Consider the following 4,970-nt stretch of genomic DNA (forward strand, 5'->3'; position numbering starts at 1 on the left):
TCGTCGCCACCTCGGCGGCGGCCATCGCCCACGCGGTCAATCCCGCCTCGATCGACCACTGCATCTTCGGCCACGTTTCGGCCGAGCATGCCCATGCCCGGGTGCTCGCGACGATGGGCAAGCGCCCATTGCTCGATCTCGGCATGCGGCTGGGGGAGGGGAGCGGCGCCGCACTCGCGGCAGTGCTGGCTAAGACCGCGCTCCACCTGCATAAGAACATGGCGACGTTCGGCAGCGCCGGGGTCAGCGACAAAGGCTGAGGTGGTGTGGCGGCAGCGGCAGGCGACGACACTGTAAAGTTGGCGACCGGCCGCCTCGTGGCGCTGGCGCAGCGCTATGTCCCAGACCAGGTCACCGGGCTCCACCTTATCGGCTCGGCGATCGATGGTGATTTCCAGCCGGGCCGCAGCGACCTCGATTTCGTCGCCGTGCTGTCGCGTCCGGCCAATGTCGCCGACCTCGCGGCGCTCGCCATCCTCCACCGCACCTATGCCACCGACCCTACCATGCCGGCGCTCGACGGCATCTGGATCACCGTAGAGGAACTGGCCGCCGGGCCGGACGGCCTGCCCGACGGGCCGACCTCCAGCGACAATCGGTTCTTCGAGCTCGCCCGGGGCAATCGTAACCCGGTGACCTGGGCCATGCTGCCGCGCGCGAGGACCGTGATCGGCCAACTCGACCGCGCGGCCTTGCGGCCCGACCCGGTGCGGTTGAAGAACTGGGTCCGTGAGAATGCCAGAAGCTACTGGACGCGCTGGCACACCCGGGCATCGCAGCTCTGGAGCCCGCATGGGCTCGCCTCGCTCGGGCCGTCTGCCGCAATGTGGGGCGTGCTCGGCATCAGCCGGCTGCACTATACAATGGTCACGGGCGACATCGCATCGAAGACCGCCGCCGGCGAGCATGCGCTGGGCTGGATCGAGCCGCGCTGGCATCCGATCGTGAACGAGAGCCTTCGCATCCGGCGGAGCGGGGGCACGGGCCTCTACGCGAGTCCGTTCAAACGGCGGCAGGATGCGCTGGATTTCGTCGCGATGATGATCGGTGAGATCCGGCGGCTATAGGCCGACGGTTCATCGAGGTCGCCGCAAGTCTCACCCCGCCTCGGAATAAATCTGCAGCCGCGGCTTCTTCTCGACCACCGGCGCCAGCGCGTCCATCACCCGCGCCCGCGGGAACGTGGCGATCACTTCCGTCCCGAAGCGCAGCTTCGAAAACAGGTCGAACCGCCCCTGATGCAGTTCCATGATCTTCTGGACGATCGGCAGGCCGAGGCCGGCGCCCTGTTCGGCCGATTTGTGCGCCAGCGACCCCTGGCCGAACGACGAGAGTACCGTCTCGATCTCGTTCTCGGGGATGCCCGGGCCGTTGTCACGCACCGAGAGCAGTTGCCCGCCATCGCCCGAGCGCGTCACCATCAGGTGCACCTTCCCCGATTGCGGGGTGAACTTGATAGCGTTGGTGAGCAGGTTCAGCACCACCTGCCGGATCGCCCGCTCGTCGCCCCAGAGCTTGGGCAGGTTGTGCGCGTAGCTGACGGAAAGCTCGATGCTCTTGGCCCTGGCGCGGATCTCGACCATGCGCCGGCAATCCTCGGCGATGTCGATCAGCGATACCGCCTCCTCGTTGAGGTCGTACTTGCCCGCCTCGATGCGGCTCAGGTCCAGCAGCTCGTTGATGAGGTTGAGCAGATGCTGGCCGGAGCTGTGGATGTCGCCTGCGTACTCCTTGTATTGCGGCACGCCGTGCGGCCCGAGCAGTTCGGAGTGCAGCACCTCGGAAAAGCCGATGATGGCGTTGAGCGGGGTGCGGAGCTCGTGGCTCATGGTGGCGAGGAACTGCGATTTGGCGATATTGGCCTGCTCGGCATGGCGCCGGGCCTCGTCGCTCATCTCGCGCGCTTCCTCGAGCTCGTTGATCAGCGAGTCCTTTTCGGCCTGGTGCTCGATGGTTTCGAGTTCGGAGGCGTAGAGCTGCTTTGCGAGGTAGACGAAGAAGATCTGGCCGCCGATCACCACTGCTGCCAGCGCCCAGTTGAGGGTACCGCCGGCGGTGACGAGGCTGATGGTGACGGTCGCGGCCGAGGGCAGCGTGCTCGCCAGCGTGGCGCCGGGAAGGGTTCGCGTCGACACCGCGTTGGCGGCGATGCCGACCAGCGCCATGGCGAACATGACGACCGGCAGCGGCGTGGTTTCGGCCGCCACCAGGGTGAACAGCGGCAGCAGCGCCCAGCCGATGCCGTTGACCATCTCGGCGACGACGAAGCTCGCGGTCCAGCGTCCGGCGTTGAACCTTGTCGGCTCCTCGGCCTTGAAGCGGCGGCAGAACCACACGACGATCAAATTGGCGGCGATCACCGCCCCCGCCCAAGCTGCCGCCGCCAGCGGCGACACCCAGAGGCTGGCGAATAGCGCGAGGATCAGCACCAGCGCCGGCACGGCCAACAGGCCACTGAGCCGCGAGTTGGCATATTCGTCGAGCAGCTCGAAATCGAAGGAAGCGCGGGTGCCCGAGCTGGAGGTGAGCCGCTGGCGGGCATCGAACACGGTGCGCTGCGAGTCGCGCTTGAACTCGCGACCCATCTGGGCGCGCACGTCTTGATCGTGCATCGCGGGCTTCAACGGCATTTACGCATTACTCAACAAAACACAGTCACGAACAGGAAACGCGTTCGTTACGCTTGTGCAAAAACCCTAAGCGCCGCATGGTTAAAACAGGGTGAAGCGTGGGGCATCCGGATGGGGAAAACCCGAGACAATCGGCAGCTCGGGCCCACGATCCGGGGGGACATGCCGGCTTGGGCAAGCGGGCACCGAGTGCTGCTCCCATATCGGCCGCGCCTCAGGCTTCGCACGATCACCATCCTCACTGGGCTCGGGCTTCTCGCCGTCTACGCCGCACTGCCCGAAGCGCCGTTCTCGCTCGACGGCCCGCCGCTGACCGGCACGGTCGAACGCGTCGTCGATGGCGACACTATCGATATCGCCGGCCAGCGTATCCGCCTCGTGGGCCTCGACGCGCCCGAGTGGAACCAGACCTGCACCACCGGCGACGGTGGCAGCTGGGAGTGCGGCGCCGCCGCGGCCAGCCGCATGCGCAACTGACCCGCGCCCGTACCCTCTCCTGCCGGCCCGAGGGACACGATCGCTACGGCCGGCTGCTCGCCCTGTGCAGCGATGGCGCGACCGACCTCGCCGAGGCGCTGGTGGGCGATGGACTGGCCATATCGACCGGCCGCTATGGCGGCGCCGAGGCAGCCGCGCGGAGGGCGGGCCGCAGGCTCTGGCAGGGCAGCTTCGACTCGCCGGCCGAGTGGCGCCAACGCGAGGCGGCGGGCGGCGGCGCAAATGCCGGAAATCCCAGCAGATTTGATCGATTTGTGGCGTGGATCCGGGGACTTATCGCTAGTTGACAGGCGCAAGATATTTGCGTTGTATGGCCATCCTGACCAACCATCTTTGCGTTGTCAGGCCATTTTATCCAGACTCGCGCAATCTGATTTCAAGGGGGCCGCCATCGCTTTGGACAAGATCGACCGCAAGATTCTGGCGCTCCTGCAGAAGGACGCGACTACTCCTGTTGCCGAAATCGGCCGCAAGGTCGGCCTGTCGACGACCCCCTGCTGGCGGCGCATCCAGAAGATGGAAGAGGACGGGATCATACGGGGCCGGGTCGCGGTCCTCGACCCCGCCAAGATCAATGCCGGCGTCACGGTGTTCGTCTCGATCCGCACCAATGAGCACAACGAAGTCTGGATGCGGAAATTCGCTGCCGTGGTCGACGATTTCACCGAGGTAGTGGAGTTCTACCGCATGAGCGGCGAGGTCGATTACCTGTTGCGCGTCGTGGTGCCCGACATCGCTGCCTATGACGCGTTCTACAAGAAGCTGATCGGCAAGATCGCGCTCACCGACGTGAGCTCGTCCTTCGCCATGGGGCAGATCAAGTACACCACGGCGCTGCCGCTGGAATTCGCCATCGTTTCGGACGACGACAAGTAAACATGACCATCACACGTGAGAGACTGCGCCAGCTCATCGGGCTGGTGGAGCCGCCAGTTTCGCTGCTCGGCAAGCATATCGAGCAGCACGGCGGCTACACCGTCGAGCACCTGACGCTGCTCGTCGGCGACACCGAGGTGCGCGGCATCCTCACCCGCCCGGTCGAAAGCACGGGCCGCCTGCCGGCGATCCTCTACGGCCACTCGCATGGCGGCCGCTACGATATCGGCGCCGACGAACTGCTGCAGGGTCGCGAATACCTGCTCGATCCGCTCGGCCCGGTCTTCGCCCGCGCGGGCTACGTGACGCTGTGTATCGACATGCCGGTGTTCGGCAAGCGCGCCACGGTCTCCGAGGGCTACGCGGCCAAGGCCCTGCTCTGGTACGGCAGGGGCCTGTTTGCCCAGATGCTCTGCGACCATTCCGCCGCGCTCACCTATCTGGCCTCGCGCGCCGACGTCGACCCGAGCCGCATCGGCGCCTTCGGCATCTCGATGGGCTGCATGCTGAGCTACTGGCTGGCCGCGATGGACGAGCGCATCAGCGCGGTGGCGCACCTCTGCTGCTTCGCCGACCTCGGCAAGATGATCGAACTCGGCGCCCACGACGGCCACGGCGTCTACCTGGTCGTGCCGGGCCTGCTCAACGAGGCCGACGCCGGCGCCATCGGCGCGCTGGTCGCGCCGCGCCCGCAGCTCATCTGCATCGGCGAAGCGGACGGCCTCACTCCGCCCGAGGCGGTGGCGATCGCCTGGGAAGAAACCAGCGCCGCCTATGCGGACGCGCCAAGCCAGTTGCAGCTCGTCTCCGAACCCGGCATCCAGCACCAGGAAACCCCGCGCATGCGCGAGGCGATGCTGGAGTTTTTCGGCAGGCATCTGGGGTAGGTTAGGGCACAACGGTTGCTGACGTCGCCTCGCTCCCCCTTGAGGGGAGGGATTGAGGGTGGGGGTGGTGCGGGTGTTC

7 protein-coding genes are annotated in these 4,970 nt (G+C 66.5%); 6 read left to right on the forward strand and 1 reads right to left on the reverse strand.

The genetic code is table 11. From position 1 onward, the window contains the following. Together JWQ89_RS17455 and JWQ89_RS17460 are read left to right on the forward strand one after the other, a co-directional pair. A partial coding sequence (locus tag JWQ89_RS17455) for a nicotinate-nucleotide--dimethylbenzimidazole phosphoribosyltransferase (RefSeq protein ID WP_299643032.1) occupies window positions 1-260 on the forward strand: 260 nt, incomplete at its 5' end. Window positions 261-299: 39 nt separating this feature from the next. Further along, window positions 300-1,067, forward strand: coding sequence for an aminoglycoside adenylyltransferase domain-containing protein (locus JWQ89_RS17460; protein ID WP_299643034.1), 768 nt, complete (start codon window positions 300-302; stop codon window positions 1,065-1,067). A 30-nt stretch (window positions 1,068-1,097) separates the two neighbouring features. Here the strand turns inward: JWQ89_RS17460 and JWQ89_RS17465 are convergent, their stop codons facing one another. After that, window positions 1,098-2,612 carry a HAMP domain-containing sensor histidine kinase gene (locus JWQ89_RS17465; protein ID WP_299643035.1) on the reverse strand — a complete coding sequence of 505 codons (1,515 nt, stop codon included), beginning with the start codon at window positions 2,610-2,612 and terminating at the stop codon, window positions 1,098-1,100. Between the two features lie 207 nt (window positions 2,613-2,819). Here JWQ89_RS17465 and JWQ89_RS17470 point away from each other — a divergent pair, with 207 nt between their 5' ends. The 4 genes from JWQ89_RS17470 (at window position 2,820) to JWQ89_RS17485 (ending at window position 4,891) form a co-directional block, all read left to right on the forward strand. Continuing rightward, complete coding sequence (locus JWQ89_RS17470; RefSeq protein ID WP_299643037.1) at window positions 2,820-3,107, forward strand: hypothetical protein; 288 nt, start codon at window positions 2,820-2,822, stop codon at window positions 3,105-3,107. Further along, window positions 3,071-3,415, forward strand: coding sequence for a hypothetical protein (locus JWQ89_RS17475; RefSeq protein WP_299643038.1), 345 nt, complete (start codon window positions 3,071-3,073; stop codon window positions 3,413-3,415). The genes JWQ89_RS17470 and JWQ89_RS17475 overlap by 37 nt, the downstream gene beginning before the upstream one ends. Before the next feature lie 109 nt (window positions 3,416-3,524). Continuing rightward, window positions 3,525-4,004: an Lrp/AsnC family transcriptional regulator gene (locus tag JWQ89_RS17480; protein WP_299643040.1), complete on the forward strand. Its 480-nt coding sequence runs from the start codon at window positions 3,525-3,527 to the stop codon at window positions 4,002-4,004. Window positions 4,005-4,006: 2 nt separating this feature from the next. Further along, window positions 4,007-4,891 carry a dienelactone hydrolase family protein gene (locus tag JWQ89_RS17485; RefSeq protein WP_299643042.1) on the forward strand — a complete coding sequence of 295 codons (885 nt, stop codon included), beginning with the start codon at window positions 4,007-4,009 and terminating at the stop codon, window positions 4,889-4,891. Window positions 4,892-4,970: the final 79 nt, after the last annotated feature.

Source organism: Devosia sp., from assembly GCF_028290645.1.
In the GTDB taxonomy this organism is placed as follows: domain Bacteria; phylum Pseudomonadota; class Alphaproteobacteria; order Rhizobiales; family Devosiaceae; genus Devosia_A.

Coding starts and splice junctions, on each gene's coding strand:
- JWQ89_RS17465 (WP_299643035.1), bottom strand. CDS start 2,612: ATGCACGATCAAGACGTGCGCGCCCAGATGGGTCGCGAGTTCAAGCGC.
- JWQ89_RS17485 (WP_299643042.1), top strand. CDS start 4,007: ATGACCATCACACGTGAGAGACTGCGCCAGCTCATCGGGCTGGTGGAG.